This window comes from Advenella kashmirensis W13003 (genome assembly GCF_000506985.1).
Classification (GTDB): domain Bacteria; phylum Pseudomonadota; class Gammaproteobacteria; order Burkholderiales; family Burkholderiaceae_B; genus Advenella; species Advenella kashmirensis_A.
Map to the genome: position 1 here is coordinate 207,855 of NZ_KI650980.1, position 26,390 is coordinate 234,244.

The following is a 26,390-nucleotide window of genomic DNA, read 5'->3' on the forward strand; positions in this document are numbered from 1 at the left end:
CATGAATTCTTCATCAGTCCCTTCTGCGGCACAGCCGCCCATGCATCCTGTCAATGTGACGGTCAACCCCCTGCAACTTTTATGGTTGCAGGAAAGCGGCATTGATCGATTGTGGGGTCGCCCGCTGGCGGCCTCCACTGTGGCCGATGTTAGCAAAAAGGAGTCAGGCCAGCTCAGATCCGAAGCGACGCAGCCTCATCCCCCGGCAGGCCCGGCGGCGGCGGGCGTCGCGGTCACCAGCCCGCCGGCGCCCGAGATCGGTGCAGCCAGGGAGCCGGTGGTGCCAGCCAGTGCATCGGCACCCGGCAGCACGTCTGCTGCGCGCCAGGCCCTGGCGCAGTTGCGCGAGCAAATGGCGCGCCAGCGCGGGCGGCCTGCCCAGCGTGGCGCGACCGACTCACAGCGGACTGCGAACGTGCAGGAGACATCGGTGCCGACAACGCCGCCGGGCACCATGGCAGGCACAGCTGTGCAGACATCGCCACCGGCGCATGACCATACTGTTTCCGAAGCGGGGCATAGGGGGGATGTTTCTTCCCAGGCAGCCAATACACTGAATCAGCAGGATGCCAATCAGCAATGGGTGGATCTGGCCGCGTCCATCCGGCAATGCGCGGCTTGCGGCTTATCCGAACATGCGCGCCAGCCGGTGCCTGGTACCGGACCGATACCCGCGCGTCTGATGATCATTGACCAGGCGCCGGGCGCACGCGATGAGGTCAGCGGCGAGCCCCTGAGCGGGCAGGCCGGTCGTTTGCTTGACAATATGCTGGCGGCCATCGGCTTTGATCGCGAATCGGCATTTATTACGGATGTGGTCAAATGCAGGCCAATGGTGAATCGGCCGCCGGAGCCCAATGAAATAGAGGCGTGTGCCACTCATTTGCAGCAGCAACTGGCGCTGGTGCAACCGGCATGTCTGCTGTTGTTCGGCAATGCTGCCCAGTCGATCCTGAATACGACGCAGTCTGTGGGGCAGTTACGGGAAACGCCGGAACTGGCTATTGAGGTTCAGGGACGGCGGATTCCCGTGGTGGTGACGTTCCATCCGAACCATTTGATGGCCAATCAGGCGGCCAAGCCGCTGGCGTGGACAGATCTGAAGCGCGTCAGAAACATGCTCCAGGCGTAAACGAAAAAACAGGTGACAAGCCACGCAGACGGCGCAACCCGAGCGTCAGTGGCCCGCCTGCGCCCGGCCGTGCCCTTCCTCGCCGATCTCGGCGAATGTGGCCGGATAGCGGCGCTGATTGCGGTAGCACCAGATAATGACCAGAGCCATTAATACCGCCACAATAATGCCGAAAATGACAATAATGGTATTGATATGCAGGTTCATCTCGAGCATGAACCAGTACATGGCGACCATAAACAGAATATTCAGTTGTTCGTTGAAATTCTGTACGGCAATCGAGTGGCCTGCGGAAAGCAGCACGTGACCGCGATGCTGCAGCAAGGCATTGAGGGGAACCACAAAAAATCCCGAGAGACCCCCGACCAGGATCAGCGTCGCGTAGACGGCCCAGTCCTGCTTGACGATCGTCATGAGCATGACCGAAAAGCCCATCACGACCCCGATAGGCAGCACGTGCAACGCGCGCGTCAGGGGAACCTTGCCCGCCAGCACTGAACCCACGATGGTGCCGATGGCGGCAACTCCCATCAGATTGGCCGACTGGGCGATGGTCAAATGCAGATGATCGCGTCCCCACTGCAGCACGATGAGCTGAAGCGTGGCGCCTGCACCCCAGAATAGTGTCGTCACTGCCAGGGAAATCTGCCCGACCTTGTCATGCCATAGAATACGTACATAACTGGCGAACACGCTCAGCAGTCGAACCGGATTGGTTTCCTGTTTCGGATAGACAAAGTGGGTATTGGGAATCAGCAGATTGCAGATTGCCGCCAGGATGTAAATGCCGCCAATGACGACGATGGCCGCTTCAGCCGGCGTTTTGGCCAGAACCGACATGCCTGGCAGGGCCAGCAGAAAATCTGAAAGGGGCGGCTCGATGAGCTTGCCGCCCAGTACGACGCCAAAAATAATCGACAGAACCGTCAGTCCTTCGATCCAGCTATTGCCCTTGACCAGATCGCGTGGCGGCAGCAATTCGGTCACGATGCCATATTTGGCTGGGGAATAGGCGGCCGCGCCGATGCCCACCAGCGCATAGGAAAAACAGACGATATAGGCATGCAGACTTTTGTCGGCGGGCGCCAGCAGGGCGAAGCCAAACATCAGCAAACAGCCGGAGATTTTGATGGCGTTGGTCACGAACATGACCCGCCCTTTGGGGAAGGAATCGGCAATGGCGCCCACGAACGCGGCCAGGATCACGTAGGCAAAGGCAAAGAACCATTTCATGGCCGGCGTCATCCAGTCCGGTCCGGACAGTTCGGCGATCAGGGCGATGGCAGCGATAAAAAGTGCGTTGTCGGCCAGGGACGACAGCGCCTGTGCCAGCATGACAAGAAAGAAACCTTTTTTCAAACTGAATCCCGTTTTAACTGTTACCGCTTACCCGAATTTGGTGAATGCACCCGACAGTAGGGCAGAAATATGTCTCGGTTGTGAAACGAGCGCAGCCGACCCGCCGGCGCGAACATCGACGTACCCGTGGCGCTTAATCGCAACATAATATCAGGTTCGGCGGCGGCACGTAACGAATTGCGACGCGCAATCGATGATTTGGGCTCCGGACGATTTCTGCTGGTACGCCAGGATCAATGTTTTGCCTATGGCGCTATGAGTATGCAGTCGGATTGGTCTTTCGTATGGCGTTGTATTGACCTGAAATAATTGCCCGTCAGACGCAATTTGTCCTCTCCGCGCGCAGGTAGTGCATAGTCGGGAGGCCGGGCATGTTGCACGAAAACCAGGCCTGGCGGGCATTTGGCTGGCAATCAGGGGTGTCGGCTTTTCGGGGAGGCCCCGCTATTTGGGGCCACGCAAATATTGCTTTGATGACTTTTGTTTACCATCAAATCGGGTCGCCTGGGTTATCATACGGGGCTGGAGCCTCGCGCGCCGCGTCGGACGATTTTCCGGTTGCGTCGGAAGGCATTTTTTTTCTTTTGTATTGTTCCACACGTGCGCCTTACCCAACTCAAACTTGCCGGATTCAAATCATTTGTTGATCCCACCGTCATACCGGTGCCCAGCCAGATGGTGGGCGTGGTCGGTCCCAACGGCTGCGGAAAATCCAATATTATCGATGCGGTGCGCTGGGTGCTGGGCGAAACACGCGCTTCTGAATTGCGCGGCGAGTCCATGCAGGATGTCATTTTCAATGGCTCGGGCAATCGCAAGCCCGCGGCACGGGCATCGGTCGAACTGGTCTTTGATAATTCTGAGGGCCGTGCCGTCGGCCAGTGGAGCACTTACAGTGAAATTGCCGTCAGACGTGTGCTGACCCGCGACGGCACGAGCAGTTACTACGTCAACAACCAGCAGGTTCGACGCAAGGATATCCACGATATCTTTCTGGGCACGGGTCTGGGCGCACGCGGTTACGCCATTATCGGTCAGGGCATGATCAATCGCCTGATCGAGGCCAAGCCTGAAGAGTTGCGCGTCTATCTGGAAGAGGCTGCCGGCGTGTCCCGCTACAAAGAGCGCCGCCGTGAAACCGAGAACCGGCTGGGCGATACCCGGGAAAATCTGACCCGCGTCGAAGACATCATGCGTGAGCTTGAGTCGCAGCTGACGCGCCTCGAAGCCCAGGCCGAGGTGGCGCGCAAGTACCGTGACCTGCAGCACGACGGAGAAAAGAAACAGCATGTTCTCTGGCTGATCCGGGAAGAAAACGCCCGTGCCGATCAGCAGAAAAAAGCCGAAGAAATTGAAAAGGCGCAAACCGAACTCGAAGCATCTCTGGCCGAATTGCGCGCCTCGGAAAGCGAAGTGGAAAAACGCCGCCAGGCGCATTATCAGGCCAGCGACGCAGTGCACGCAGCCCAGGCAGCCATGTATGAGGCCAATACCGCGGTCAGCCGCCTGGAAACGGAAATTCGCCATGTGGTCGACGCACGCAATCGGCTGCAGGCACGCAAGGCTACGCTCAATACGCAAATGCAGGAGTGGCAGGACCAGCTGACCCACTGCACAGAACAGATTGCCGAACTGGAAGAAGAACTGGCCGCGGCGGCCGAGCGCGCCGCTATGGCGCAGGACGAGCTGGAAGCGCGCCAGGCCGATATGCCAGACCTGGACGACAAGGTGCGCAGCGCCTCGGGTGCACGCGAGACCATGCGCAGCGAACTGGCGCGGGTTGAACAAAAACTCGCGCTGACAGCGCAGGCGCAGCGCGACGCAGACCGTCAATTGCAGCAACTGGAACAGCGCCGCGAACGACTGGAACGGGAGCTGGGCGAAATTCAAAGTCCGGAGGCAGGGCGCCTTGAGCAGTTGACCGGTGATCGCAACGCCGCAGAAACGCAACTGGAAGAAGTGCAGGCCACTCTGCAGGACATGGAAGAGCGCCTGCCGCAACTGGACGATGCCCGTCGTGCGGCGCAGACCGCCTCGCAAAAGGAAACCCAGGACGTGGCCCGGCTCGAAGCCCGGCTGACCGCGCTGAGCGCATTGCAGGAAGATGTGCAGAAAAAGGGGGCGCTCGAACCGTGGCTGCAAAAGCACGATCTGGGCAGTTTCGGCCGTCTCTGGCAGCAGATTCATATTGAACCGGGCTGGGAAGCCGCTCTGGAATCGGCGCTGCGCGAAAGACTGACTGCGCTGCCGCTGCGCGACCTGGACATGGCACGCGCCTTTACCGATGACCCGCCGCCGTCGCGCCTGGCGTTTTACCAGAAGCCGACAGCCGAAGCGCTGCCTGCACCGCTGGCTGGCCGCACACCGCTGCTTTCTCTGATCCGTTGTTCCGATCCCGATCTGAAAAGCCTGCTGGGGCGCTGGTTGCAAGGCGTCTATACGGCTTCGTCGCTGCCCGAAGCGCTTGGACAAAGACAGTCCCTGCCCACCGGCGTGCAACTGGTCGTCCGCGAAGGGCATATGATTGACGCGCATGGCCTGTGTTTCTATGCGGCCGACTCCGAGCAGTCCGGCATGCTGGCCCGTCAGCAGGAAATCGAAAATCTGCGTCGTGAAATCAAGGCCCGTCAGCTGATTGCCGACCAGGCATTGACGCAGCTGGCACGCAGCGAAGCCGCCTGGACCTCGCTGTCACAGTCCATGACACCCGCCCGTCAGCGCTTGTCTGAGCTGACACGCCGGGCGCATGACCTGCAAATGGAACATTCCCGCCTGCATGCGCAAATGCAGCAGAGCGAAGAGCGGCATGCCCGCATCAACGAAGATCTGGCCGATATCCGCGTCCAGCAGGAAGAACTGCTGGCGCAAAAGGAAGAATCCGAGGCCGGTTTCGAGACGCTGGACAATGAACTGGCGACTCTGCAGGAAGCCTACGCCGAAGCCGAAATGGCCAGCGAGTCGCTGGCCGAAACGGCCGAAGCCGCACGCCAGCATATTCGCGAGCTGGAGCGCAGTGTTCAGGAAGCCGGTTTCACCCAGCGTGGCCTGACCTCCCGCATTGCAGACCTGACGCGCAACCGTGACCTGGCAGGCAATCAGATCAATCAGGCCCGCAACGAACTGGAAAACCTGGAAACCGAGCTGTTTGATTTTGATGAATCGGCCACACAGGCCGGCTTGCAGGATGCACTGGAGGCGCGGGCGATTCGCGAAGAGGCCCTGGCGGCTGCACGGCTCGAACTGGACAATCTGGCTGCCACCTTGCGCGGTGCCGATGAAACGCGCATGCGTACGGAACAGTCACTGGAGCCGCGTCGCAACCGGATTACGCAGTTGCAACTGGACGAACAGGCCGCCCGGCTGGCCGTCGAACAGTTCTCGGAACAGCTGGATCAGGCCGAGGTGGATCGGGCCGCACTCAAACTCGAAATGAACGATTTGCCGGAAGACTGGTCCAAAGTAACTTGGCTGCATGCGGAAGTCCAGAAAATTTCCCGGCAGATCGAAGCCCTGGGTTCTGTCAACCTGGCTGCGCTGGACGAACTGAACGAGTCACGCGAGCGCAAGGGCTTTCTGGATGCGCAGCACGCTGACCTGACCGAAGCGATCAATACGCTAGAAGATGCCATTCGCAAGATCGATCGCGAAACGCGTGATCTGCTCCAGGAAACATTCAACCAGGTCAACGGGCATTTTGGTGAGTTGTTTCCAAAACTGTTTGGCGGCGGTGAAGCGCGCCTGAGCATGACGGGCGAAGAAATTCTGGACGCCGGCGTGCAGGTTATGGCGCAGCCGCCAGGCAAGCGTAACAGTACCATTCACTTGCTGTCGGGTGGCGAGAAAGCGCTCACAGCCACTGCACTGGTGTTCGCGCTGTTCAAACTGAATCCGGCTCCGTTCTGCCTGCTGGACGAGGTTGATGCGCCGCTGGATGACGCCAACACCGAAAGGTACGCAAATCTGGTGGGCAGCATGAGCGAACAGACGCAGTTTTTATTTATTTCTCACAATAAAATAGCCATGCAGATGGCGAAGCAGTTAATCGGTGTTACGATGCAGGAACAAGGGGTTTCCCGTATTGTTGCTGTGGACATCGAGTCTGCCGTACAGCTTGTTGGCGAAGCGTAAACAAAAGGGTCAATCACACAATGAGTAATTTGCAACTGGCATTAATTGCGATCGGAATCGTTCTGATTCTGCTTGTGCTCCTGTTCAACTGGTGGCAGGACCAGCGTGTACGCAAGCAAATGCACGACCAGTTCAGCATGGGTGACGAGCATGAGACCGATGTTTTGCTCAAGGATCGCAAGCCGCTGGCCCCTGCCCAGAAAATTCCCGCAGACCGACAGGACCCTGTTTTTGCGCGCGACGCTGAACCAGTGTCAGCCGCAGCCGCCGCACCAGCACCCTTGCATGATGCTGAAGAGCTGCACGACGAAGAGCGGGTCGACGACATGACCGAAGGCGTGATCGACCTGCATTTTGCAGCACCGGTCAGCGGCGCAGACCTGCATCGCTATACCCGCAACGCTTCGCATGCCGGTAGCAAGCCGCTGCGTTATTTTGCCGAATCTGAAGAGGGTATCCATCGCGCCCAGCTGCGTGCCGATGAATATTATGTCTCCCTGCAAATGGCTATTGTACTGGCCAACCGCGCTGGTGCGCTGGGCGAGATCGAATGGTCGCAGGCATGGGCCAAGGCCGATGAAATCGCCCACGAATTTGATGCCAGTGTTGAGAGTCCCGACGTACCGGCCTTGTTGCGCCGTGCCGGCAAGCTCGACGAAGTATGTGCCAATCTGGACACGCAGGTGGGCCTGACTGTGCAACTGGCGCAGCCTCATCCCGTACGCAGCGTCATTGATGTGGCCCGCGCCAAAGGCTTTACTGAATATCGCAATGGGCTGGCCTGGATGAACCACGATGGCCTGCCTCGTTTTGTACTGCTGCTGGCAGGCGAACATGCGGACGATCCGGCCAATGCCGGCGTCAGTCGTGTGGATCTGCTGCTCGATGTGCCCTGCAGCCCGCCCGACGACACACCGTTTGCACGCATGATGGCCGTGGCGCGCGATCTGGCCCTGTCTCTGGACGGTCAGCTGGTTGATGATTCCGGCCGTCCCGTGATGGAAGGCTCTGAACATGCCATCGACGAACAGATTCGCGGTATTTATGAAGAGCTGGAGCAGCAGGGTCTGCAGGCCGGTTCGGCACGCGCGTTGCGAGTCTTCTCTTAAGAGGCGTGCGCCATGACGCAGGAAAAAACACCACAGTTGCAGGCTGAACTGGAAAACCTGCGTGCGCAGATCAATGCGCATAACCATGCCTATCACGTGCTGGATGCCCCGAGCATCAGTGACAGTGAATTCGATGGATTGATGCAGCGGCTGTTGACCATCGAGGCCGCGCACCCCGAATGGGTCAATCCCGACTCGCCTTCGCAGCGGGTCGGCAGTGCGCCATTACCCTTTTTTGAAAGTGTGCGCCACGCCGTTCCCATGCTGTCGCTGGGTAACGCCTTTTCCACGGAAGAGGTCGTCGCGTTCGATAAACGCGTCAGCGATCTGCTGCGGGCGGCCGGATTGCTGGAACCTGCTCAAAAAGTCGAATATAACTGTGAAGTCAAAATGGACGGGCTGGCGATCAGTATCCGCTATGAAGACGGCAAGCTGGTGCGCGCGGCAACCCGTGGTGACGGCCTGACGGGCGAGGATGTGACTGCCAATATCCGGACCCTGCGTTCGGTGCCGCTTACGTTGTCTGCCGGCTTCCCCCGGGTGCTGGAGGTGCGCGGGGAAGTGCTCATGAATCGCGCCGATTTCGAAAAACTCAACAAACAGCAGGCCGCTGCCGGCGACAAGGTCTTTGTCAACCCGCGCAATGCGGCTGCCGGCAGCCTGCGCCAGCTGGATCCCCGGCTGACGGCGCGGCGGCCCCTGCGATTTTTTGCCTATGGCTGGGGCCAGCTCGATGGCCTGGATGGTCCGTTGCCGGATACCCATTCCGGTATGCTGGACTGGCTGGGTTCGCTGGGTCTGTCGGTTGGCAAATATCGCAAGACCGTCCTGGGGCCAGATGCACTGATCGCGTTTTACGAACATATCGGCCAGACCCGGGAGGCACTGCCTTTCGATATCGATGGCGTGGTGTATAAGGTCAATTCGCTGAAGGCTCAGACCGAACTGGGATTTGTTTCACGCGCGCCGCGTTTTGCACTGGCCCATAAATTTGCGGCAGAAGAGGCAACGACCACTCTGCTGGATATTGAAGTGCAGGTTGGACGTACGGGTGCCATCACGCCGGTTGCCCGCTTGCAGCCGGTGTTTGTGGGTGGGGTCACGGTGACCAACGCGACACTGCACAATGAAGACGAAATCCGCCGCAAAGATGTGATGATCGGTGACACGGTTGTCGTCCGTCGCGCGGGAGATGTGATCCCTGAGGTATTGCGCCCCGTACTGGAGGCGCGCCCTGCCGATGCACGGCCTTTTGTCATGGTCACCGAATGCCCGGTGTGTGGTTCTGCCATCGAGCGTCTGCCCGATGAGGCAGTATCGCGTTGCACCGGCGGCCTTTTTTGCGCGGCACAGCGCAAGCAAAGCCTGCTGCATGCAGCCGGTCGCAAGGCGCTGGACATCGAGGGCCTGGGTGAAAAACTGATCGACCAACTGGTGGATAACGATTGGGTTCGCTCCATCGCGGACCTGTACGCACTGTCGGTGGAAAAGGTCATGGGCCTGGAGCGTATGGGGCGCAAGTCGGCTGAAAATCTGATTGCGGCGATCGAAGCCAGCAAGCACATGGAGCTGTCGCGGATTATTTACGCCCTGGGTATCCGTCATGTCGGCGAAACCACGGCGCGGGATCTGGCGCGACACTTCGGCTCGCTCGATGCCCTGATCGCTGCCGACGAAGAAGCGTATTTGCGGGTCAATGATGTCGGTCCGGTGGTTGCCGAATCACTGCGCGCCTTTTTCTCAGAACCGCATAATATTGCCGTATTGGATGCGTTGCGCGCAGCGGGCGTGACGGTCAAAATGCCCGAGTCCGTCAAAAGCACGGTTCTGCAGGGTCAGACGTTCGTGCTGACCGGAACATTGCCGACCATGACGCGCGACGAAGCGGGCAAGTTGATCATGGAGGCCGGCGGTAAGGTGACGGGTAGCGTCTCCAAGAAAACCAGCTTTGTGGTAGCAGGTGAAGACGCGGGCAGCAAGCTGGAGAAAGCCCGCGAACTGTCGGTACCCGTGCTGGATGAAGAAGGGCTGGTGGCGTTGCTCAAAGGATAGTACGGCGGGTGGACAGGGCGCTCTGCAAGGTGGCATGCGACGCCAGGCGTGCATAAAAAACTCCCCACATCGTGGACATGATGAATGTCCGGATGTGGGGATTTTTTTACCGCGCAATTGATCTGTCACGCGGCAACCTGTATGGTTGCCCCGCACATACTCAATTACTGCTTCGGTGCTTCAGTTGCCGGTGCGGCAGCAGGGGCCTCGGCCGGTTTGTCAGCTGAGGCGCCTTCGGGAGCGGATTTTTCAATCTTGGCTTCATCACGCAGTTTTTTCATTTGTTCCTGCAGTGATTGCTGGCTCAGCATCTGGCTGATTTGCGGCTTGGCTTCTTCCAGGGTTGGTACCTTCACCGGACGCGAATCGGTCACCTGAATGATGTGCCAGCCAAACTGGCTTTTTACCGGTTTGTCCAGTAACTGGCCTTTTTTGGCGGCTTTTACCGCTTCGGCAAATTCGGGTACGTAGTTCTCGGCAGGTGCCCAGCCCAGATCGCCCCCGTTTTTACCACTACCCGGATCAATCGAGTTCTTTTTGGCTGCATCGGCAAAGCTGATTTTCTTGGCCTTGATATCTTTCAGCAGTTTATTGGCTGCTGTTTCATCTTTGACCAGGATATGCTTGACCTGATACTCCTGTTCGCCAGCAGACTGGGCCTTGAAGTCGTCATAGGCTTTCTTGATATCGTCGTCGCTGACCGGGTGGGATTTTGCCCAGTCGCGCATCATGGAGCCGATCAGGATTTCCTGGCGGGCATTTTCGATGGCAAACTGCACTTCGGGATTCTTATCCACGCCTTGTTTCTCGGCTTCCTGAGACAAGACGGCACTGTTGATGAGCTGTTCTGTAATCTGTTCGCGCAATGCGGGACTGTCGGTCGCGCCACGTGCAATCAGCGTTTTCACTGCCGTATCAACCTGATCTTTGGTAATTTCCTTACCATTCACAGTGGCCACGTTCTGGGCCAGAGCCGGTACAGTCATGGCGCAAGTTACAGCGAGTAAAATAAAACGTTTCATAGTTTTCCTTTTGGTTAAGAAATAGGTTGTGTCTGAATGGACAATGCATGAATCGGGTAGGGGATCAGATCACCCAGCGCATCGTAAACCAGTCGCTGGCTGGCTATCCGCGACAGGCCGTTGAAGCGGGCTGACCGGATGCTCAGGCGATAGTGACCCGCACCATTGCTGGCGCCGGCGTGTCCCTTATGCAGATGCGATTCATCTTCAATATCAAGCGAGGCGGGTTCGAGTGCAGCAAGACGCTCGCGGATCAGGGCAATGCGATCGGTATCAGTCATTGGCTTTCTCCGGGACAGGAGGAACAGACGCCGAGCCTGCCGATGCAGGCAATTCCTGCATATGGCGACCCAGCCAGACAGACTGGCCAATGGCAAAAATGACGAGCAGGATTGTCATGCCGAAGGCCTTGAACGCGGCCCACTGATCGAGCGTAAAGTAGCCGGAAAACGCGACCACCAGATTCAGCGCACCGGCAAACAGAAAAAAGCCGGCCCATGTGTCGGACAGCCGATCCCAGATGCGATCGGGCAGGCTCATTTGCGTCGCCAGCATTTTGCGCAGCACATTTTTATTAAACAGCAGACGTGAGCCCAGCAAAATGAAAGCAAACATCCAGTAGAGCACCGTTGGTTTCCATTTGACGAACGTCTCGCTATGGAAATAGATGGTAGCGCCGCCAAAAATCACGATGATGATAACGTTCATCCAGTTGGTCGCTTCAATGGGACGGCCACGCAATTTGAGCCACAGGATCTGCAGCACGCTGCAAATGATGGCCACCCAGGTAGCGATAAAGATGTCCGCAACTTTAAATGCTACAAAGAAGAGGACAAGCGGGAAGAAATCAAAAAGCAGCTTTTTCATTCTGATGGTTCAAAGCGAAGGGACAGCGAATTGATGCAATAGCGCAGGCCGGTGGGTGGAGGGCCGTCGGGAAAGACATGACCCAGATGGGCGTCGCACACGTTGCACAGGATTTCGGTGCGCACCATGCCGTGTGATGTGTCGGTTTCTTCGCGAACGTTGTGTGGATTGAGCGGTTCGAAATAACTGGGCCAGCCACAACCAGCGTCAAATTTCGTATCTGAAGCGAACAGGGGGGTGCCGCACGCGACACAGGTATAGATACCGGGCTGGAAGTGATCCCAGTACTCGCCCGTGAAGGCGCGCTCGGTGCCTTTTTGCCGTGTAACGTGATAGCTTTCGGGGGAAAGCAGTTCACGCCATTGCTGTTCGGACTTGATAATTTTCAAAGGTGGCCTTTACATCTAAAGCGGTCGGCGCGATGAACAGAATCGGGCGCGTCGTACCGGGTTTCATATGAATCTGCCTGGCGCGAAGCGCATCAGACAGATCGCCTGGCGGTGCATCCTGATAACCTGCAAAGCAGGCTGCTCCCGATCTATTTTAAAGTATATTGGGGGCGCATTCCGGAATTACCATGACAAAACTGTATGATTACGCGTTCAAGTGTGACATATTATTGTCAGTATCCTGCTGACTATAGCCTGCATCGCAATGCGCCGATGGCGATTGTAATGAAGCGTAATCAAATTATATGAGAGACGAATAATGAAAAAGTTCCTGCCCTACCTGATCGGTGCTGCGATTACGGTGAACAGTCTTGCTGCGCTGGCTGCTGGAGAAACGGTCAATGTCGGCGTGGTGGTCTCGGCGACCGGGCCGGCTGCCTCGCTGGGCATTGCAGAGCGCAATACGGTGGCATTGCTGCCGACCCGGATTGGCGATGCCCAGGTCAGCTACACAATTCTTGATGATGCCACTGACGCAACGCAGGCAGTGCGCAATATGCGCAAGCTGATCAGTGAAAATAATGCAGATGTGATCATCGGCACGACTGCCACGCCGGGCTCCCTGGCCATGGTGGACGTTGCTGCGGAAAAAAAGATTCCCATGATCAGTCTGGCGGCCAGTGCGGCCATTGTGGAACCCGTTGATGGCGCTCGCACCTGGGCGTTCAAAACGCCCCAGAATGATTTTTTGATGGCCGGTGCAATCGTACAGGCCATGGAGAAGGCGGGGAGCAAGAAAATCGGTTTTATCGGTTTTTCTGATGCCTACGGCCAGAACTGGCTCAAGGAACTGAAAAATGCCTTGCAGGGTAAATCCATTGAAATTGTGGCTACCGAAAGCTATGCCCGTCCAGATACCAGTGTGACCGGGCAGGTACTCAAGCTCATTGCCGCCAGGCCTGACGCAATCCTGATTGCCGGTTCCGGCACGGCGGCGGCACTGCCGCAGCGCGAACTCAAGCAGCGCGGTTTCAAGGGCCAGATTTACCAGACGCATGGGGCTGGCAACAGCGAATTTCTCAAAATATGCGGCAGCGCCTGCGAAGGCCTGATTCTGCCGGCGGGTCCGATTCTGGTCGCCGGTCAGTTGCCCAATGACAATCTCATGCGCAAGACCGGTCTGGATTACACCCAGCAGTACGAAGCAAAGTATGGCAAGGGATCGGTTAGCGGTTTTGGCGGGCATATGCATGACGCCGGTGCACTGGTTGCTGCTGCGATTCCCGTCGCGCTGGCGGGTGGAGCTAAACCCGGCACTGATGCGTTTCGCCAAGCCTTGCGTGATGCGCTTGAAAAAAGCAAAGATGTTGTCGGCGTTCACGGGGTGTTCAATATGTCTCCCAAGGATCATTCCGGACTGGACGAGCGCGCACGGGTCTTGCTGCGGGTCACTAAGGGTCAATGGGAATTTGCCCAGGACCTGAACTGATCGGCTTGCGGTAAAGAAATAACGGAAAGACAATGGATTGGTCAATTGCAAAGATTCTGATGCAGGACGGGATCGTCACAGGCGTCATTTATGCCTTGCTGGCGGTATCGCTGGTTCTGGTGTTCGCAGTCACACGCATTATTCTGATTGTGCAGGGCGAGTTTGTTACCTATGGTGCGCTGTCTTTTGCATTGATGGCAGATAACCAGGTGCCCGGCAATCGCTGGTTGCTGATGGTCGGCGGGGCGCTGGTGTTCCTGCGTGAGCTGTGGCTGGTGTTTCGCGGCAAGCCGGCCGGCACCCTGATCGGGTCTGCGTTGTTCAGCCTGGCCTTGCCGCTGGCGGTATTCTTTGCCGTCCCGGCTGTTCTGGCGACGGAACCCTCCTTGTGGATCAAGGCGCTGCTGGCTTTGCTGCTGGTCGTGCCGCTGGGCCCGATGCTATACAAGCTGGCTTATGAACCGATTGCCGAAAGTTCGGTGCTGGCGCTTTTTGTCGTGTCGATTGCTGTGCACTTTGCTTTTGTTGGCATGGGGCTCGTTTTCTTCGGGGCAGAAGGGCGTCTGGTGTCCGAGCCGTTTTTCGACGGGCAGCTTGATCTGTTCGGGCTGACCTGGACGTATCAGAGCCTGTTTGTGATCGCGATGACGGTTGTGATTATCGTGGCATTGTGGCTGTTCTTCGGCTACACCCTGTACGGCAAGGCGCTGCGCGCGACTGCCGTCAACCGGCGCGGGGCGCGACTGGTGGGCATCAGCACCAGCATGTCCGGGGTCCTGACCTTTTTGCTGTCATCCATTGTCGGCGTGCTCTCGGGCATTATGATTGTGTCGTTTATTTCTCTTACCTATGAGACCGGCTTTATGATTGGGCTCAAGGGTTTTGTCGGCGCCATTATCGGCGGCCTGATAAGTTATCCGATTGCCGCTGCAGGCGCGCTGCTGGTGGGGATCATCGAATCGTTTTCGACTTTCTGGGCAAGTGAGTATAAAGAAGTGATTGTGTTTGGCCTGATTATTCCGGTGCTGCTGATTTTGTCTGTGACCAGCCGTCACGACGAAGAGGAGTAGGGCATGAAAAAATGGCCTGTACTGGTATTTATCCTCTTGCTGGCGGTAGTGCCGCTGATACCTGGCGTTCCCGAATTCTGGATCAATCAGCTTAACGCCATCGGGATTGCCAGCCTGGTGGTAATCGGTCTGGTGGTGCTGACCGGCGTCGGCGGCCTGACTTCGTTCGGTCAGGCGACGTTTGTCGGTGTGGGGGCATACGCGAGTGCGTGGCTCACCACTGTTCATGCGCAGTCGCCCTGGCTGGGCCTGATCCTGGGTATTGTGCTGACGTTGCTGCTGGCCTTTATCCTGGCGCAGATCACCTTGCGTCTGTCGGGGCACTATCTGTCGCTGGCCACGATCGCTGTGTGCCTGATCTTCTATTATCTGTACGGCAATATGCCATTTCTGGGCAGGCACGACGGAATCCCTGGCATCCCCCCGATTTCATTTTTCGGCTACCCGTTGCTGCAGGCGCAAAGCATCTACTATTTGATCTGGTTTGTGGTCTTGCTCGCGGCCTGGACAGGCATCAACCTGCTGAACTCGCGCAGCGGCCGCGCCATTCGTTCATTGAAAAATGGCGAAAAAATGGCCCAGTCTTTCGGCGTGCATACCTTCCATTACAAAGTGATTGCGTTTATCTATGCTGCGGTATTGGCTGGCCTGGCCGGGTGGCTCTACGCGCACGAACAGCGTGCAGTCAGCCCCAGTACCTTTGGCATCAATTACGGGATTGAATACCTGTTTATGATGGTGGTGGGTAGTGTGGCGTCGGTATGGGGCGGGATTTTCGGCGCCGCCGTTATTCTGACGCTCAAAGACCAGATTCAGGACATTGCGCCACGCCTGTTCGACACTTCTACCAATTTTGAGTTGATCGTATTCGGCGTACTGGTGGTGCTCGTACTGCACCATGCCCGTGACGGTTTATGGCCGATCGTCACCGGTTTTTTTTCCAGTCTGTTTCGCAAGGGCGGAACGCGGGTGACAGCGGCGTCATCGTGGTGGAGCGAAGCGCCTTTGCTGGATAAAAAAGAGAAACCTCAAAAAGACAGCACGCTGTTGCAGGTCAAGACCATACGCAAGCAGTTCGGTGGCCTTGTCGCGGTCAATGATATTGATTTTTCCGTCAACGCCGGCCAGATCGTCGGCCTGATCGGCCCCAATGGTGCGGGTAAAAGCACGACCTTCAATCTGATTACCGGTGTCCTGCCGCTGACTTCCGGTTCTATCGTGTTCCGCGGCAAACCGCTGGCCTCTGCCACGGCCGAAGAAATTGCACGCTTGGGTGTTGCCCGAAGCTTTCAGCATACCCAATTGTTGCCACAGATGAGTGTGCTGGAAAATGTGGCGCTGGGTGCGCATCTGCGCCGCTCCGCCGGCGCGCTGCGCAGCCTTTTGCGATTGGACCGGCAGGATGAAGCAGCGTTGCTGCGCGAAGCGGCGATACAGCTGGAGCGGGTTGGACTGGCCGAGTCGATGCATGAACTGGCGGGCAATCTGTCGCTGGGTAAACAGCGCATTGTCGAAGTGGCGCGTGCGCTGGCGCTGGATCCTTCTTTGCTGTTGCTGGATGAACCGGCAGCGGGCCTGCGCTATCTGGAAAAGCAGGAGCTGGCTGAGGTACTGTCTGCCCTGCGCGATGAAGGCATGAGCATTCTGCTGGTGGAGCACGACATGGATTTCGTGATGAAGCTGACCAATCATCTGGTGGTCATGGACTTCGGCACAAAAATTGCAGAAGGCTCCCCGGCGCAGATTCAACAGAACGAAAAAGTACTACAGGCTTATCTGGGTGGACTGGACGATGAGGTGGTTGTCGATGAACCGCCTGTGGGCAATGTAGGTAATAATGAGGTGCATGCATGAGCAGACTGCTTGAAGCACATGATATCAGCGCGCAATATGGCAAAGTGCGCGCCGTGAACAATGTGAGCCTGCATATGGATCAGGGGCAGGTGATCACGGTGATCGGGGCCAATGGCGCCGGCAAGTCTACCTTGCTCAATACGCTGATGGGCGCGCTGCCCGTGTCCGGACGCGCCCAGGGGCGCATCATCTATCGCGGGCAGGATATCTCGCGCATGCCCGTTGAAGAGCGGGTAGCAGAAGGGTTATGCCTGGTGCCCGAGAAACGCGAGCTCTTTACCAGTATGTCGGTACAGGACAATCTGTTGCTTGGCGGCTTTCGCCAGTATCATCGGCGTGTGGCCGGCTGGCGCGATACATTGGACCAGGTTTATCAATTGTTTCCCCGCTTGCTTGAGCGGCGTGATCAGCGTGCCGGTACGCTGTCGGGTGGCGAAAGGCAGATGCTTGCCGTGGGCCGGGCCATGATGTCAAAGCCTACGTTGCTGATGCTGGATGAACCCAGCCTGGGGCTGGCGCCACGTGTGGTACAGGAAGTCTTCCGCACCATTCTGCGTCTGCGGGAAACCGGAGTGTCGATTTTACTGGTGGAGCAGAACGCCCGCGCCGCGTTGCAGGCGGCAGATTACGGTTATGTGCTGGAGATGGGAGAGGTGGCCATGGCAGGCGAATCCGAGCGCCTGCGCGCCGATCCTGGTGTGGCACAGAGTTATCTGGGATTTGGGAATGCAAGTGCCGGGCAGGTGGAGCAGGCCGTAGAAAAGTAAATTTTTTAAAGACCCGCCACAAAACCGGTGATAAATTTTTTCATATTTTTTTCGGTTTATCTGCCTTGAAAATCGGGGTCGGCGCTGATGACTTTTGCAATACTTCAATGCTTATCTTTGCCTGTCGTCTTTTTTGCTGAGGTCCGTGCAGCCGGCGTTTTTTTGACCACCTTTCGCACAGACGCAGCCTTTTTTGCGGGTCGTTTTTTCGGCGGGGTGCCCAGGTTTTTTTCCTTGAACTCACACAAATCTTCAATACCGCACTGCAGGCATTTGGGTGCACGTGCTACGCAAATATAGCGACCGTGCAGGATCAGCCAGTGGTGCGCATCCAGTAGGTATTCCTTGGGAACGAATCGCATCAGTTTGTCTTCGACTTCGCTCACGTTCTTGCCCGGCGCCAGGCCGGTGCGGTTGGATACGCGGAAGATATGCGTGTCAACAGCCATGGCAGGCTGGCCAAAGGCGGTGTTGAGTACCACGTTGGCGGTTTTGCGTCCGACACCCGGCAGCGCTTCCAGCGCTTCACGGGTGTCGGGCACGGCACCGTTGTATTGCTCCTGCAGAATGGCACAGGTGGCCAGCGCGTTTTTGGCCTTGGTCTTGTACAGGCCAATGGTGCGCACTTTTTCTGTGAACGTATCCAGGCCCATATCCAGTATGTCCTGGGGCGTCTTACAGGTATCAAAAATATGGCGTGTCGCCAGGTTGACGGATTTGTCCGTCGCCTGAGCCGAAAGCAGTACGGCAATCAGCAGCTGAAATGTGTTCTCGTATTCCAGCTCGGTTGTCGGATTGGTGTTGGCGGCGGCCAATCGCTCGAAGATCTGGCGGCGTTTTTCTGCGTTCATGTCGGTCAGTCCTGGGGGCTGTTTTTTTGTCGGCGCGCTCGGGCGCGTTCAAGTGCCTGTGCGATGGCGGCTTTTTTAGCGTCGTCGGCCGAGGCGGCGCCAGGCGGCGTCGCAGCGGCGCTCCCTGCAGATATTGGCATTGTTGTGGGGGCAGCGTCGGCGGGTTCATTGGCCTTCGCTGCCTTCACGCTTGCCAGACGCAGGCGTTCTTCTTTTTCCAGTGCCTGCCGCTGCAAGCGTTGTGCGCGTTGTTCGTGGCGTGTGCGCGCGGCATCGGCATCCGCTTGCGTCCATTCCCGACCCGCGTCGACCATCGTTATGCAGTCCACGGGACAGGGGGCAATACACAGGTCACAGCCGGAGCATAGGTCTGGAATCACGGTGTGCATGAATTTATTGGCGCCCAGGATGGCATCGACCGGACAGGCGCGAATACACAGCGTGCAACCGATGCAGTGCGCTTCGTCGATGACGGCCAGCAACAGCGGGCCGGGCTGGCCACAGGATTCATCCAGCGGCAGCACGGGGGTGTCGAGTACTGCGGCCAGCTTTGCAACACCGGCATCGCCGCCCGGGGGGCAGCGGTTGATGAGCGTCTCGCCGGCCGCAAGGGCGCGCGCGTAGGGGCGGCAGCCTTCAAAGCCGCATTGGGTGCATTGTGTTTGGGGTAGGACCGCATCAATGCGGTCAATCAGCTGGGCGTGGTTCATAGGGGGCAATAAAAAAGGACGCAGCCTGGCTGCGTCCCTCTCATTGTACCGAAAATGGCAGCGCCAGTTGCTTTCAGGCGGCTGCAGCGCGCTGACTGTTGTACTTTTCTTCGGTTTCTTCGATAAAGGCCTGTACGACGGGGAAGATTTGTTTCCTCCATTTGGAACCCGAGAAAATTCCGTAATGGCCACAGCCTTTGGCCAGAAAATGCTTTCTGTCTTCTTTTTTCAGGCCGGAACACAGTTTTTGCGCTGCTTCGGTCTGGCCGTAACCCGTGATATCGTCGTTTTCACCTTCGATCGTCAGCAGGCGGCTGTTGTGAATATCCTGGGGCTTGACCAGCTCGTCGCGTACTTTCCATTCGCCTTTGGGCAGCAGATGATCCTGGAACACCACGCGAATGGTATCCAGATAGTATTCGGCGGGAAGATCCAGCACGGCGTTGTACTCGTCGTAGAAGCGACGATGATGGTCAGCTTCGGACAATTGGTCGGACATCAGGTTCATATAGAAGTCGTAATGCGCTTCCATATGTTTGTCCGGATTCATGGCGACAAAACCGGCATGTTGCAGAAAGCCCGGATAGACCTTGCGTCCGGCACCGGGATAGCGACCCGGCACCACATGAATCAGCTTGTTCTCGAACCAGGAAAACGGATTGTTATCGGCCAGACTGTTGACCTGGGTGGGAGACAGCCGTGTATCGATGGGGCCGCCCATCATGATCATGGAGCGGGGCATGATGTCGTTTTCGCCGGCCGAAGCCATGAGCGAGACGGCGGCCAGTACCGGTACGGTCGGCTGACAGACGGACATAACGTGCATGTCGGGCCCTACAACACGAATGAATTCGCGCACGTAATCAACGTAGTCGTCCAGGTGAAAGGGACCCTTGCTGAGCGGCACCATGCGTGCATCAATCCAGTCTGTTACATAGACATCAAAACGGGTCAGCATGGTTTTGACGGTATCGCGCAGCAGCGTGGCGTGGTGACCCGACAGTGGCGCCACGATCAGAACTTTGGGATCCCCCTGCGGGATGCAGCTGTGCTCGCGCTCGAAATGAATCAGATTGCAAAAGGGCCTGGCCAGGGTCGTGGTCATGGTAATGGCGCTTTTTTTGCCATTCACGGTGACCGAATCAATATTCCATTCGGGTTTCTCGTAATCCTTGCCCAAGCGGTGGAACAGCTCAAAGCCGGCTGCAATGTTTTTTGACAAGGGCAGGTAGGTATAGGGGCTGAAGGGATTGGTGAAGAGATTGGAGCCGATTTGAGTGAACGATGCCATCGGCGACAGAATGCTACGGGTGAGCTCATGAAGCTGGTAAAGCATAATCATAGTGGGTCCGTATCCGACGAGGGTCGGCGTTTTAATGTGAAAATTCTAACATTGCCCTGGTTCATTCATATGAATGCATCGCAACGTTCCGTTAAGAATCGTGAAATAAGGCGCAAAGTGTTGTTGCGATGCAATATATTGACGATGGTCGACTAATACTAGCAACAAATCTGACAAAATTCCATGCGGTTATGTACTGAGTTGCCTGTTTTTCGGTTTAGACGGCAGGCCACGCTGTCTGCCGGCGCGGTTTACCAGTAGTTTTCGACGGCGAGAGAGCCGGGGATGCCACGGCGGCCGGGCGCAAACCCCTTGTCGGTCAGAAGCTTGCGGGCATCCGTGACCATGGCCGGGTTGCCGCAGAGCATGACGCGGGCCACGGCCGGGTCCAGTGTTGCGTTGGCCAGGCTTTCCAGTTCACCGGTTTCAATGAGCGTGGTAATGCGCGCCTGCGGGGCGCCTGGCAGCTTTTCGCGTGAAGTGGCCGGCAGGTAGGTGAACTGGCCTTCATGACGGGCATGCGTGCGGGCAAAGCGCGCGATATCGTCCTGGTAGGTCAATTCGTTTGCCTCGCGCACGCCATGCACCAGAATGATTTTCTCAAATTGCTGCCAGGTATTGGGATCGTCCAGCATGGGCAAATAGGCCGACAGGCCGGTGCCGGTCGCCAGCATCCACAACTGGCCGCCCTGGGGGAAACGCTCAGGCGTCATAAAGCCGAATGCGGTTTTGTCGATATAGATGGCATCGCCGATCTGCAGGTCGCGCAGACGTGGGCTGAACAGACCATCGGGCACGACGATCGAATAGAATGCCAATTCGTTCGCATGGGGCGGCGTCACCATGGAATAGGCGCGCCAGAGGTCGGGCGCTGCATTGATCTGGGGGTTTTCCGGCAGGCCCAGGCGGGCGAACTGACCAGGCACGAACTGAAAGGCCGGATCTCGGGTGGTTGTAATGGAAAACAGTTTTCCAGGTATCCACTCGGTGCGGGCGGTGATGGTCTGTCGGGTATATTTTTCCTGTGTCATACAGCGGGTTTGGGCCTTGGTCAGCGTTCCAGAAATTGCAGTTTGTCTTCTTTCCCGTTCCACTCATCGGCGTCGGGCAGCGGTTTGACAGAGCGGCTGATGGTGGTAAATTCAGCGCTGAGCTCCGCATTGATCGCGATGAACTTCATCTGGTCCTGAGGCACATCTTCTTCGGCGAAGATGGCGTTGGCCGGACATTCGGGAATACAGACGGCGCAGTCGATGCACTCGTCCGGATCGATAATCAGAAAATTGGGGCCTTCCTTGAAGCAATCCACCGGACAGACATCGACACAATCGGTGTACTTACATTTGATGCAGTTTTCGGTCACGACGTGAGTCATTACCACTCCAGATAAAATTATTTATTTGTCAAATTAGGATTTTACCTAATCTTTCAGCCAAGATGCTCAAAACCCTATGGCTGTGATATGGTTATAAAAACACCCTTGACGTTATCATGATCATCCAATCTCTCCTAGACACCGACCTGTACAAGTTCAGCATGATGCAGGTGGTACTGCATCATTTTCCGGGCGCACAGGTCGAATATCGCTTCAAATGCCGCTCCAAAGGCATTGACCTGCAGCCTTATATTGAAGAAATCCGCAGGGAAATCCACGATTTGTGCCAGCTTCGGTTCACCGAGGGAGAACTGGATTATTTGCGCAATCTGCGTTTTATCAAGGGCGATTTTATCGAATTTCTGGGCCTCTTTCATTTGCCGGAAAAGTGCATTTCGGTCGCGCCGGGTGCGGAACCGGGCGAAATTTCCATTGAAGTCAAAGGGTCATGGCTGCATACGATTCTGTTTGAAATCCCCGTGCTGGCGATCGTCAATGAGGTGTATTTCCGCAACAAGGCGCCCGATCTGGATTACGAAGAAGGGCGGCGGCGTCTTGAAGAGAAAATCCGCCTGATTACCGATGCGCCGGATATGGATAACTTCAAGGTTGCCGAATATGGTACCCGTCGTCGTTTTTCCGGCGAATGGCATCACGAAGTGGTGCAAACGCTTCAAAAACAGATGGGGGCCAGTTTTGCCGGCACCAGCAATGTCCTGATGGCCCGCCAATATGGCGTCACTCCGCTGGGGACCATGGGTCATGAGTATTTGCAGGCCTGCCAGGCTTTGGGGCCGCGCCTGCGCGACTCTCAGGTGTTTGCGCTGGAAAAATGGGCCAACGAATATCGCGGCGACCTTGGTATTGCACTGTCTGATGTCTACGGCACCAACGCGTTTTTACGCGATTTCGACATGTATTTCTGCAAACTGTTCGATGGTGCCCGCCACGATTCGGGCGATCCGTTTGAATGGGGCGAGCGCCTGCTGGCCCATTATCGTAATAACCGGGTAGATCCATCCACCAAAACGCTGGTGTTTTCCGATGGTCTGAGTTTTCCGGTGGCCATGGATATTCACCGTCGCTTCAATGGGCGCTGCAAGGTCTCATTCGGCATCGGCACCAATCTGACCAACGATCTGGGTGTCAAACCGCTGCAGATTGTCATGAAGATGGTCCGCTGCAATGGGCAGCCGGTGGCCAAAGTGTCGGACGAGCCCGAAAAGACCATGTGCGACGATCCGGCCTATCTGAGCTATTTGCGTCACGTCTTTGACCTGCCTGCCGCCTGAGAAAAAATCATTTGCCGTTTGCGCCCGGCGTTTGCCGAGTGTGTGATAATGCACGCTTTTGACAATGTTCACACAGGAGTCAGTGATGAGTGATATCAAGCGTACCAACGTAGGCAGCCGCCTGTCCGATATGGCCGTATTCAACGGTGTTGTTTATCTTGCGGGTCAGGTGCCCGACGATGCCACGCTCGATATGCAGGGGCAGACCCGGCAGGTGCTGGGAATGATCGATACCCTGCTCAAGGAAGCCGGCACCAGCAAGGAACGTTTGCTGATGGTCCAGATATTCGTGGCAAATATGAAAGAATTCGACCAAATGAACAAGGCATGGGACGAATGGGTGTCAAAAGAAAACGCACCGCCGCGCGCAACCATCGAAGCGCGCCTGGCCAACCCCGACTATAAAGTGGAGATCGTGGCCACGGCGGCGCTGTAAAGGGTCGGTTGTCCCTGTTTTTGAGAGAGCGACGCTGCCTGAAGGCAATGCGCTCGCACAGACCAGACAGGGCGTGCCCGACTGGATGGGCTTAACAGTACAGGCTTGACACGGCAGACCTGACAGGGCGGGCAGGGGGCGACGTGATCGTCTGGCGTATGAAGCAACAACGTTGATCACAGCAGGGCAAAGAGTGTCGCGCCGATTTCTTCAGCCTGTCGGCGTTGTTCATTCGAAAGCGTTTTGGGCGCCAGAATGGCCGCTTCGGTATCGCTTTGCATATTCAGGATCAGGCCCGGCACACGTTCATTCAGTCGCCAGCCCTGGCAAATGCGCCGAACCTGGGTCAGCGCACCCTGGCCATCGCTGCCCGCCGTAATAATCACACTGAACAAACGGCCTTCGATACGATGCAGCAAGGGGTAGTAAAGCCTGTCGAAACACTCCTTCATTTCACCGGCCAGCGAGGCCAGATTTTCGGGCGCGCAAAACAAATAGGCCTGGGCGTCAAGCATATCCTGGGCAGTGACATCGGCGGCGCGTTTCAACCGTATCGTGTGCGTGTCATTGAGTTCGGCGCGAATGGCCATCGCCGCATCACAGGCGCATTGCGCTGCCTGCTCGGCTGCACCCGTGCGAGAGTGCCACACAATCAGCAACGAAGCAGACGCAATTTCAGTTGGCATAAAATAAATAAGTCAGCGTGTTGGATTATATTGTCTACTGGATAAACAAATGACGCAAGTCTGCTCTTTTGGACCGGGGAGCGTTAAAATACGGCATTATCCGACTTACCTGCCGCACTCATGAAAACCAACGATCCCGCATTCACACCCGATTCCCTGCAAGATAGCGCATGGATGGATGCTGTTTGTGCCGGCCTGGATGAGGCTGGCCGCAGCATGGTAGAGAAGGCAATCGACTGGTGCGCACCGATTTTGCAGCGTGCGGAAATTGCAACCGGCGAGCCATCCATTCAGCACGCCAAGGGCGTACTGCGTATCTTGTCGCTTCTGCAACTGGATGCCGCAACGCTTGTGGCCGCACTGGTGCTGGCGATTCCCATTGACCTGGAAGACGAGTCAGAGGTGGATCGTAAAGATGAGCTGATCAGTCTGTTCGGACTTGAAACGTTCAGTCTGATCAATGGTTCGCGCGCGCTGCTGCGAATCGGGGCGATCGCGCGCAACGCGTCGTCCAGGGGACGCAACGAATCGTCTGACCAGCGTGAAATGCTGCGCAAAATGCTGCTGGCCATGGCAAGTGACCTGCGTATCGTTCTGATCCGCCTGGCGTCGCGCCTGCAGACTTTGCGCTGGTATGCCGAGACCAAAAATCCATGCCCGATCGAACTGGCCGAAGAAACCCGCGATGTGTACGCCTCTCTTGCCAACCGGCTTGGCATCTGGCAGATCAAATGGGAAATGGAAGATCTGTCTTTCCGCTTTCTGGCGCCCGATACCTACAAAGAGATTGCCCGAAAACTGGAAGGCAGGCGCATCGAACGCGAAGCGCGGATTCAGGCGCTCAGTGATGAAATTGCGGCGTCGCTGGCCGAGATGGGCGTACAGGCCGAGGTATCCGGACGGGCCAAGCACATCTACAGCATTTACAATAAAATGCGTAACAAGCATTTGAGCTTTGACCAGTTATACGATTTGCTGGCCATCCGTATTATTGTGGCCAGCGAGCGGGACTGTTATGCAACGCTGTCGCTGTTGCAGGCACGCTGGACACCGGTCATGAATGAGTTTGATGACTATATCGCACGTCCCAAGCCCAACGGCTATCGTTCCCTGCATACGGTTCTGAAAACGGCAGATGGTCATAATTTCGAGGCGCAGATCCGTACCCGCAAAATGCACGACTTTGCCGAATACGGCATGGCAGCGCACTGGCGCTACAAGGAAGCCGGTCCCAAGGGTGGGCAGGTCGCTGCGGTTTCCATGTATGATCGCCAGGTTTCGTGGATGCGCCAGTTGCTGGCGTGGCGCAAGGAAGTCGGCCTGCCGGCTACCGATCTCACCGACGAAATGGTGGCTGCAAGCGGCAAGGACTCCGCTGCGGTGCTGGCGGCCCCCGAGCCCAAGGTTGCGCAGACCAGGCAGTCGCGCCAGCACAAAAAATCGTCAGAACGTATTTATGTCCTGACGCCGCAGGCGCGGGTTATCGAGCTGCCAGAGGGCGCGACACCGGTCGATTTTGCCTATCATCTGCATACCGACCTGGGACATCGTTGCCGGGGCGCGCGGGTGGACGGGCAGATGGTGGCCCTCAACACCAAGCTGCTGAATGGGCAGACCGTGGAGATTATTGCCGCCAAATCCGGCGGACCGTCGCGCGACTGGATCAATACCCAATTGGGCTATCTCGCAAGTCCTCGTGCGCGCGCCAAGGTTCGCCTGTGGTTCAATGCCATTGAATTGCAGAAGCGGATCACCACCGGCCAGGATATGGTTGAAAAGGAACTGGCGCGGCTGGGTAAATCGGCTGTCAATCTGGAACAACTGGCCGAGCGCCTGGGGTTTGCCAATAGTGACGACCTGTATGTGGCTGCAGCCAAGGATGAGTTCAGCCTGAGGCAAATTGCCACGGTCTTCCAGGAGCCCGAGGCCGATCCGGCAGCGGCTTACGATACCATCGTGGCCCGCGAGTCCGCAGCCCAAAGCGCCGTGAAAACCGGTAAAAGCGGGGTATTGGTGGTGGGGGTTGATTCTCTGCTTACCCAATTGGCGCGCTGCTGCCATCCGGCCCCACCCGATCCGATCAGCGGTTTTGTAACACGGGGGCGCGGCGTCTCAATCCATCGCAGTGACTGCCCGTCATTTGCCGTCATGAAAAACAAAAATCCCGAGCGTGTCATCGATGTGACCTGGGGGGACACCGGCGAGACGGTCTACCCGGTGAATATCGCGATTCATTCCCAGGACCGTGCGGGGTTGCTTAAGGATCTGACCGAGCTGTTCTCGCGCATGAAACTGAACGTGGTCGGGGTCAATACGCAAAGCAAGGCATCCATCGCCCATCTGCATTTTACGGTAGAGGTGCGTGACGGTGAACAACTGCGAAAGGCCATGAACGCCATATTGGATATCCCCGGAATTATCAGCGCTGCACGTTGTTAAAACATGTAAAATAGCCGTTTA

General features: G+C 56.9%; 22 protein-coding genes. 11 read left to right on the plus strand and 11 right to left on the minus strand.

The features are described from left to right. The first annotated feature begins 1 nt into the window (after window position 1). Window positions 2–1,132, plus strand: coding sequence for a uracil-DNA glycosylase (locus tag W822_RS45870; protein ID WP_081724392.1), 1,131 nt, complete (start codon window positions 2–4; stop codon window positions 1,130–1,132). A gap of 45 nt (window positions 1,133–1,177) precedes the next feature. On the opposite strand, the gene lplT is transcribed toward W822_RS45870, so the two are convergent. After that, entirely contained in the window at window positions 1,178–2,491 is a 1,314-nt protein-coding gene (gene lplT / locus W822_RS35875) for a lysophospholipid transporter LplT (RefSeq protein ID WP_024005490.1), read from the minus strand. A 600-nt stretch (window positions 2,492–3,091) separates the two neighbouring features. On the opposite strand from lplT, the gene smc reads away from it, so the two are divergent. Genes smc through ligA form a run of 3 tightly spaced genes read left to right on the plus strand, consistent with a single transcriptional unit; the run spans window position 3,092 to window position 9,780 of the window. Beyond that, on the plus strand, window positions 3,092–6,619 hold the full coding sequence (smc, locus tag W822_RS35880) for a chromosome segregation protein SMC (protein WP_024005491.1): 3,528 nt from the start codon (window positions 3,092–3,094) through the stop codon (window positions 6,617–6,619). 20 nt (window positions 6,620–6,639) lie between these two features. Next, the gene (locus tag W822_RS35885) at window positions 6,640–7,728 is read left to right on the plus strand and encodes a cell division protein ZipA C-terminal FtsZ-binding domain-containing protein (protein ID WP_024005492.1); all 1,089 of its coding nucleotides are present in this window, start codon (window positions 6,640–6,642) and stop codon (window positions 7,726–7,728) included. A gap of 12 nt (window positions 7,729–7,740) precedes the next feature. Beyond that, window positions 7,741–9,780: an NAD-dependent DNA ligase LigA gene (ligA, locus tag W822_RS35890; protein WP_024005493.1), complete on the plus strand. Its 2,040-nt coding sequence runs from the start codon at window positions 7,741–7,743 to the stop codon at window positions 9,778–9,780. Between the two features lie 164 nt (window positions 9,781–9,944). Here ligA and W822_RS35895 read toward each other — a convergent pair whose 3' ends face one another. Genes W822_RS35895 through msrB form a run of 4 tightly spaced genes read right to left on the minus strand, consistent with a single transcriptional unit; the run spans window position 9,945 to window position 12,058 of the window. After that, window positions 9,945–10,802 carry a peptidylprolyl isomerase gene (locus W822_RS35895; RefSeq protein WP_024005494.1) on the minus strand — a complete coding sequence of 286 codons (858 nt, stop codon included), beginning with the start codon at window positions 10,800–10,802 and terminating at the stop codon, window positions 9,945–9,947. 14 nt (window positions 10,803–10,816) lie between these two features. After that, on the minus strand, window positions 10,817–11,083 hold the full coding sequence (locus tag W822_RS35900) for a BolA family protein (RefSeq protein WP_024005495.1): 267 nt from the start codon (window positions 11,081–11,083) through the stop codon (window positions 10,817–10,819). Continuing rightward, window positions 11,076–11,669: a septation protein A gene (locus W822_RS35905; protein WP_024005496.1), complete on the minus strand. Its 594-nt coding sequence runs from the start codon at window positions 11,667–11,669 to the stop codon at window positions 11,076–11,078. Before W822_RS35905 ends, W822_RS35900 begins: the two co-directional genes overlap by 8 nt. Then, complete coding sequence (gene msrB / locus W822_RS35910) at window positions 11,666–12,058, minus strand: peptide-methionine (R)-S-oxide reductase MsrB (RefSeq protein ID WP_024005497.1); 393 nt, start codon at window positions 12,056–12,058, stop codon at window positions 11,666–11,668. The genes W822_RS35905 and msrB overlap by 4 nt, the downstream gene beginning before the upstream one ends. A 319-nt stretch (window positions 12,059–12,377) precedes the next feature. Here msrB and W822_RS35915 point away from each other — a divergent pair, with 319 nt between their 5' ends. The 4 genes from W822_RS35915 to W822_RS35930 are packed head-to-tail and all read left to right on the plus strand — an operon-like array spanning window position 12,378 to window position 17,238. Continuing rightward, entirely contained in the window at window positions 12,378–13,547 is a 1,170-nt protein-coding gene (locus W822_RS35915) for an ABC transporter substrate-binding protein (RefSeq protein WP_024005498.1), read from the plus strand. A gap of 32 nt (window positions 13,548–13,579) precedes the next feature. Further along, a complete protein-coding gene (locus W822_RS35920; protein ID WP_024005499.1) occupies window positions 13,580–14,617 on the plus strand; it encodes a branched-chain amino acid ABC transporter permease in 1,038 nt (345 codons plus the stop codon). Between the two features lie 3 nt (window positions 14,618–14,620). Next, window positions 14,621–16,471, plus strand: coding sequence for a branched-chain amino acid ABC transporter ATP-binding protein/permease (locus tag W822_RS35925; RefSeq protein ID WP_024005500.1), 1,851 nt, complete (start codon window positions 14,621–14,623; stop codon window positions 16,469–16,471). Beyond that, complete coding sequence (locus W822_RS35930) at window positions 16,468–17,238, plus strand: ABC transporter ATP-binding protein (RefSeq protein WP_024005501.1); 771 nt, start codon at window positions 16,468–16,470, stop codon at window positions 17,236–17,238. Before W822_RS35925 ends, W822_RS35930 begins: the two co-directional genes overlap by 4 nt. 104 nt (window positions 17,239–17,342) lie before the next feature. On the opposite strand, the gene nth is transcribed toward W822_RS35930, so the two are convergent. From nth to fdxA, 5 genes are all read right to left on the minus strand, one after another. Then, entirely contained in the window at window positions 17,343–18,089 is a 747-nt protein-coding gene (gene nth, locus W822_RS35935) for an endonuclease III (RefSeq protein WP_024005502.1), read from the minus strand. A 5-nt stretch (window positions 18,090–18,094) separates the two neighbouring features. Continuing rightward, window positions 18,095–18,799, minus strand: coding sequence for an electron transport complex subunit RsxB (rsxB, locus tag W822_RS35940; RefSeq protein ID WP_024005503.1), 705 nt, complete (start codon window positions 18,797–18,799; stop codon window positions 18,095–18,097). Window positions 18,800–18,872: 73 nt separating this feature from the next. Further along, window positions 18,873–20,135, minus strand: coding sequence for a polyhydroxyalkanoate depolymerase (locus W822_RS35945; RefSeq protein WP_024005504.1), 1,263 nt, complete (start codon window positions 20,133–20,135; stop codon window positions 18,873–18,875). A gap of 257 nt (window positions 20,136–20,392) precedes the next feature. Next, window positions 20,393–21,172, minus strand: coding sequence for a ferredoxin--NADP reductase (locus tag W822_RS35950; RefSeq protein WP_024005505.1), 780 nt, complete (start codon window positions 21,170–21,172; stop codon window positions 20,393–20,395). Window positions 21,173–21,192: 20 nt separating this feature from the next. Next, a complete protein-coding gene (fdxA, locus tag W822_RS35955; protein ID WP_024005506.1) occupies window positions 21,193–21,516 on the minus strand; it encodes a ferredoxin FdxA in 324 nt (107 codons plus the stop codon). Window positions 21,517–21,632: 116 nt separating this feature from the next. Here fdxA and pncB point away from each other — a divergent pair, with 116 nt between their 5' ends. Both pncB and W822_RS35965 read left to right on the plus strand, forming a co-directional pair. Further along, window positions 21,633–22,808: a nicotinate phosphoribosyltransferase gene (gene pncB, locus W822_RS35960; RefSeq protein WP_024005507.1), complete on the plus strand. Its 1,176-nt coding sequence runs from the start codon at window positions 21,633–21,635 to the stop codon at window positions 22,806–22,808. 85 nt (window positions 22,809–22,893) lie between these two features. Then, a complete protein-coding gene (locus W822_RS35965; RefSeq protein ID WP_024005508.1) occupies window positions 22,894–23,244 on the plus strand; it encodes a RidA family protein in 351 nt (116 codons plus the stop codon). 176 nt (window positions 23,245–23,420) lie between these two features. Here W822_RS35965 and W822_RS35970 read toward each other — a convergent pair whose 3' ends face one another. Next, window positions 23,421–23,930 (minus strand): NAD(P)H-dependent oxidoreductase, encoded by a 510-nt coding sequence (locus W822_RS35970; protein WP_031242852.1) that lies wholly within the window; start codon window positions 23,928–23,930, stop codon window positions 23,421–23,423. A gap of 120 nt (window positions 23,931–24,050) precedes the next feature. Between W822_RS35970 and W822_RS35975 the strand changes: the two genes are divergently transcribed. Further along, window positions 24,051–26,369 carry a RelA/SpoT family protein gene (locus tag W822_RS35975; protein ID WP_024005510.1) on the plus strand — a complete coding sequence of 773 codons (2,319 nt, stop codon included), beginning with the start codon at window positions 24,051–24,053 and terminating at the stop codon, window positions 26,367–26,369. The last annotated feature ends 21 nt before the right edge of the window (window positions 26,370–26,390 follow it).

Coding starts and splice junctions, on each gene's coding strand:
- W822_RS45870 (WP_081724392.1), top strand. CDS start 2: ATGAATTCTTCATCAGTCCCTTCTGCGGCACAGCCGCCCATGCATCCT.
- W822_RS35885 (WP_024005492.1), top strand. CDS start 6,640: ATGAGTAATTTGCAACTGGCATTAATTGCGATCGGAATCGTTCTGATT.
- ligA (WP_024005493.1), top strand. CDS start 7,741: ATGACGCAGGAAAAAACACCACAGTTGCAGGCTGAACTGGAAAACCTG.
- W822_RS35895 (WP_024005494.1), bottom strand. CDS start 10,802: ATGAAACGTTTTATTTTACTCGCTGTAACTTGCGCCATGACTGTACCG.
- W822_RS35900 (WP_024005495.1), bottom strand. CDS start 11,083: ATGACTGATACCGATCGCATTGCCCTGATCCGCGAGCGTCTTGCTGCA.
- W822_RS35905 (WP_024005496.1), bottom strand. CDS start 11,669: ATGAAAAAGCTGCTTTTTGATTTCTTCCCGCTTGTCCTCTTCTTTGTA.
- W822_RS35915 (WP_024005498.1), top strand. CDS start 12,378: ATGAAAAAGTTCCTGCCCTACCTGATCGGTGCTGCGATTACGGTGAAC.
- W822_RS35920 (WP_024005499.1), top strand. CDS start 13,580: ATGGATTGGTCAATTGCAAAGATTCTGATGCAGGACGGGATCGTCACA.
- W822_RS35925 (WP_024005500.1), top strand. CDS start 14,621: ATGAAAAAATGGCCTGTACTGGTATTTATCCTCTTGCTGGCGGTAGTG.
- W822_RS35930 (WP_024005501.1), top strand. CDS start 16,468: ATGAGCAGACTGCTTGAAGCACATGATATCAGCGCGCAATATGGCAAA.
- nth (WP_024005502.1), bottom strand. CDS start 18,089: ATGAACGCAGAAAAACGCCGCCAGATCTTCGAGCGATTGGCCGCCGCC.
- rsxB (WP_024005503.1), bottom strand. CDS start 18,799: ATGAACCACGCCCAGCTGATTGACCGCATTGATGCGGTCCTACCCCAA.
- W822_RS35945 (WP_024005504.1), bottom strand. CDS start 20,135: ATGCTTTACCAGCTTCATGAGCTCACCCGTAGCATTCTGTCGCCGATG.
- W822_RS35950 (WP_024005505.1), bottom strand. CDS start 21,172: ATGACACAGGAAAAATATACCCGACAGACCATCACCGCCCGCACCGAG.
- fdxA (WP_024005506.1), bottom strand. CDS start 21,516: ATGACTCACGTCGTGACCGAAAACTGCATCAAATGTAAGTACACCGAT.
- pncB (WP_024005507.1), top strand. CDS start 21,633: ATGATCATCCAATCTCTCCTAGACACCGACCTGTACAAGTTCAGCATG.
- W822_RS35965 (WP_024005508.1), top strand. CDS start 22,894: ATGAGTGATATCAAGCGTACCAACGTAGGCAGCCGCCTGTCCGATATG.
- W822_RS35970 (WP_031242852.1), bottom strand. CDS start 23,930: ATGCCAACTGAAATTGCGTCTGCTTCGTTGCTGATTGTGTGGCACTCT.
- W822_RS35975 (WP_024005510.1), top strand. CDS start 24,051: ATGAAAACCAACGATCCCGCATTCACACCCGATTCCCTGCAAGATAGC.